3 protein-coding genes and 1 pseudogene are annotated in these 4541 nt (G+C 39.9%); all 4 read right to left on the reverse strand.

Annotated features, from left to right (window positions below; translation table 11 throughout):
• Window positions 1-1226, reverse strand: a 1226-nt coding sequence (locus RQ763_RS09780; protein WP_314152697.1) for an ATP-dependent metallopeptidase FtsH/Yme1/Tma family protein, incomplete at its 3' end; no start/stop codon positions are given.
• The gene (gene mtaB / locus RQ763_RS09785) at window positions 1213-2457 is read right to left on the reverse strand and encodes a tRNA (N(6)-L-threonylcarbamoyladenosine(37)-C(2))-methylthiotransferase MtaB (RefSeq protein WP_314152699.1); all 1245 of its coding nucleotides are present in this window, start codon (window positions 2455-2457) and stop codon (window positions 1213-1215) included. The genes RQ763_RS09780 and mtaB, both read right to left, overlap by 14 nt.
• 3 nt (window positions 2458-2460) lie before the next feature.
• Entirely contained in the window at window positions 2461-4107 is a 1647-nt protein-coding gene (locus RQ763_RS09790) for a mechanosensitive ion channel domain-containing protein (RefSeq protein ID WP_314152700.1), read from the reverse strand.
• A pseudogene (locus RQ763_RS09795) lies at window positions 4104-4541 on the reverse strand (3-dehydroquinate synthase); the annotation flags it as partial. The pseudogene RQ763_RS09795 and the gene RQ763_RS09790, both read right to left, overlap by 4 nt.

The following is a 4541-nucleotide window of genomic DNA, read 5'->3' on the forward strand; positions in this document are numbered from 1 at the left end:
TTTGCTGCCTGATAAGTCACACGGTACTGCTTCTGCTCTTCGCTTAACATCTGAAGCTTCTTTTTGCCAAACATTACCTTATCTTTTACCTGATGAAAATGCTCTATCGTGACCTGAAAATCATGCTGTCTTATGGCAAGCAGAGATGCTTCATTTACAAGAGCCGCCAATGATGCTCCGTTAAAGCCTACCGTCATGTTTGCCACAGAGTTAACATCAACATCATTTGGGACTTTTTCTAAATATTTTGTAAGTATGGACGCTCTCTCTCTTTTTGTAGGAAGCTCGACAAAAACTCTTCGATCAAACCTTCCCGCACGAAGCAGTGCCGAGTCAAGCACCTCTATCTTGTTTGTAGCGGCAATAACGATTACACCGCTTGAGTTTTCAAAGCCATCCATCTCCGTTAAAAGCTGGTTAAGCGTTGCTTCTCTCTCGTCGTTTCTCTGCCCGTCTCTCTTTTTCCCCACGGCATCTATCTCATCTATAAATATAATCGAAGGGGAGTTGTTTTTTGCCGCGCTAAAGAGCTCATGAACCCTCTTTGCGCCCATGCCGACATATATCTGAACAAAAGAGGCACCGCTTTGGTAGTAAAAAGGAACACCTGCCGCATTTGCAACTGCTTTTGCTATCATCGTTTTACCCACGCCCGGAGGACCTACTAAAAGCACGCCGCGAGGCATTCTTGCACCGAAACTTTTGTAGCGTTTTGGTTTTTTCATAAAGTCGATAATCTCTTCAAGCTCCATTTTTACGTCGCTTATACCGCCGATATCGTTGAACGTGACATCACTTTTTATGGACTCGATGGGCTGTGAATGTTCCAAAGAGGATTTAAATCTGTTGCTTGCAATATTGCCGGTATCTAACATCTTGTTTTTTTGAAGCCACTTAAACAGAAGCGTGCCGATTCCAAAAAGAAGAACCAAAAAGAGAAAGTAGGCTACAATATTTGAGCCGCTCTTTACTTTTACTCTGTACTCACTAAGCATATCTGGGGAGATCTGCGAAGATGCTATTTTGTAAACTTCTTTGTCTGTTTGAAGATAGATAAAATCCTCCGAAGCCACAACGCTCTTGACGTTTTTGTTTTGAAGTATCGCTGTTGCATCTTTGAGAGAAATGGACTCTGCATTGTCTCTAAGCACCGCAAAAAGAACCAAGATTACCACCAAAAAAGCTGATGCGTACAGTGCTACTCTGTTCGTTTTAGACCCTACCATAGTTCGACTCCTCTCTTACCTCATACTCGCTCAGATTTATCCAGTTGCCTACCAAATCCTCGTCTGAGTCGATTATAATTTTGTTAAAATGCTGATCGTACCCAATAAAAGCTCCATCTTTTTCGCTCTCTATAAGCACTTCAAGCTCTCCGCTAAAAGCTTTTCTAAACTCAAGGTTTTTAGCTTTTACAATCTCTTCGAGTTCGTGAAGCCTCTCTTTTGCAACTTTTCCGTTTACTTCAGGCTTCATCGTTGCGGATGGCGTGCCGTCTCTTTTTGAGTATGTAAATGCGTGCAGATGCGTAAGAGGCAAATCTTTTACGTTTCTCATCGCCTCATTCCACAACTCTTTACTCTCTCCAGGATGCCCCGTGATAAAGTCTGTTCCTATTGCAAAACCTTTGCTTGAGAGGAGTTCAAAAAGCTCTCTGTCTTGCTTGTAAACGTTTCGTCTGTTCATAAACTTCAGCATCTGCGGAGATGTGTGCTGCAGTGCTATGTGAAGATGTCTCTCCAGCCAAGGCTCATCCAAAATCTCTTTGAACTCATCCGTTATCTGGATAGGTTCTACGCTTCCGAGTCTTATGCGTCTGACACCGCGAATACGTGAGATCTTTTTCATAAGAGATGCTAAGGAGCTCTCTGTCTTTTGTCCGTAGCTTCCCACGTTTGTTCCGGTTAAGATAAACTCTCCAAAACCGTTGCGGGCAAGTCTGGCTATCTGTTCAAGGACTTTATCCTCACTCATGCTTCTTGCATCACCGCGAACGTAAGGTATGATGCAGTAAGAGCAGCGAAAACTACACCCCTCTTGAATCTTTATAAACGCCCTGCTCTTGCCGATAAAATCATCAACAACGCTCTCATCTATAAAGTTTAGATCACCCGGCTCGTAAAAAGGCTCCTCTTTGCTTAGCATCTCATCTATTTTTATCTTCTCGCTCTGCCCAAATACACCTGAAACACGTCCCTGCTTCAAGAGATTCTCGCCCTTCGTATGCGCGCCGCATCCTGTTAGGAAAATCTTTGCACCACCGCTGTTCTCGACATGAGAGATGTATGAACGGACATGAGTATCCGCTCCGTTTGTAACAGTGCATGAGTTAATGACGACTATATCAGCCTGGCTCTCATCTTCCGTCACTTCATACTCCTGAAGTGAGCCCATCATCACTTGAGAATCATAAAGGTTAGTTCTGCATCCAAAGGTTTTAAAATATACTTTCTTCATAATCTATACAATCTCTTCATCTGTAGCAAAAGGAGGAGTTCTTTTTGCCGGCTTTTCGAGGTGAAGCATCTGTGTAGGGTATGCGATTGTTATATCATCTTCTGCCATAAATGCGTCAACAATCTCCGTTGAGATAACACTTCTAAGTGTAAGTGTCGCGTAAGCGTTTGTAAGATACCAAGCGTCTATTACTATGCCGTTTGACTCTATAAAAGAGAAAATTCTTGGCTCAACGTTTGTATTTTTAAGGCTGTACTGATTGCGAAGTTTGTTGAGTTGTTTTCTTGTAATATCCGTGTACCCCTTAGAGAACCTCTTAGTTATCTCTTTTGCAAGATGCATCGCTTTTTTATGATTTGAATCATAAGTAATAGTTATGCTGATGCCATCCCAAACTGTTTTTAAAGAACTGTGCGTATAGTTTGCTATCATTCTTGTAAATACATAATTATTTGGTACAAAAATAATTCTTCCCGCTCTTCTGTTTTGCATAATAGATGTCAATGTAATGTCTTCTAAGATAGTCATTCTAAGCAATGATATATCCATAACATCGCCTACATATTTCATACCGTCCATATCAACACGGATTCTATCCCCTACATGTATGCTCCCGCCAAAGACTATTACAAGCCAGCCGAGTATGCTCATAAACCAATCTTTCATGGCAATGGCAATACCTGCAGACGCAAATCCTAAAATAGTAACGAGGTAGCTAACATTTTCAATATAGTTGAAAAATAGAATCAAGACAACAAGCGTAAAATTACCAAATGTGATAATCTTGTTTGCCATATAAAAACGTTCATTATCGGTTATATACTTTTTAACAAACAGCTTTAGCAGGAAGAAGAAAACAAAGACTATAAATATAACAACGCCTATTTTAGCGATTTTAAACATCTGAGCTTCAACCTCTTTGTTTATGCTGACCGTTATGATGTCCAATCTTTTTTGATACACATCAGCCGTAACTTTCATGGTATCAAGAGCAGATTCAAATCTCTCAAGCTGCTTGAGCTTTAGCTCCGCCTTATCTTTGTATTCGCTCTGTTCATCAAGAGAGAGTATTTCGCTGTATATACGAATCTCTGACCTCAAAAGAGAGATAAGATCTTTTAACTCATCTTTTTTCAAGACATAATCATTAAAATCTCTATCCAAAGTTTTAATCAGCGAAATACCGGCAAATATATCAAAAGGATTTTTTATGCTTGGAATTTCGTCTATATTTGGAGGAGTTAAAAGATCAGAAAATGGAGAGCTATCCTTTTTCTTAAGTTTTTCTATCTGCGATGTCAATATCTTCTCTCTGGCTATCAACGCACTAAGCTCATCCGCTTCGCTTAGGGTTTTGTTCTTCTTTCTTTGAAGAAAATTTATCCTGTCTACTATCTTCTCCAAACTCTCTCTAACATCCAAAGATGTAAGGTATGAGGAGTAGCTCTTCATCCAGACACTATCTTTTTTTGCTATTCTCTCCTCAATATTTTTAAGGTCGGATAGATATTTAGCAATTTTTTCTTTTTTTGCATCCTCTTGGGCAAGCTTTATTTGAAGCTCTTGCTCGCTTATGTTTTTATCGTTTGTTATATTGCTTGAGAAAAGAAGAGATGATGCGATCAGGAGAGAAAATATTATCTTTTTCATCTATCTTTTCCAAACTTATTTAAAGTGCACATTATCGTTCCGGTATCAATCTTGTCGGTTATGACAACCTCGCCTATGCCAAGAGGCAAAATAAATGTTATAGCGGCGTCTGAACTCTTTTTATCGAGAAAAAATGCCTCATAAAATGCCTTTACATTCGCAATTTCATACTCTGTCGGCAGATTGTATTTTTGCAGAAGTTTTTTTACTCTAAGCGCCTCTTTGTCACTCATAAAATTCATCTTTAGTGCCATCTCGTTTGCCATAACTATACCGATAGCCACCGCTTCACCGTGTAAAAACTCTTTATATTTCGTCTCATTTTCTATGACATGTCCAAAAGTGTGCCCATAGTTAAGAGCCGCTCTGAGTCCATGCTCTTTCTCATCCTGAGTTACTACATTCGCTTTGGTCTCAACAGCCTGTTTAATAAC

The organism is Sulfurimonas sp., assembly GCF_032250635.1.
Classification (GTDB): Bacteria; Campylobacterota; Campylobacteria; order Campylobacterales; family Sulfurimonadaceae; genus Sulfurimonas.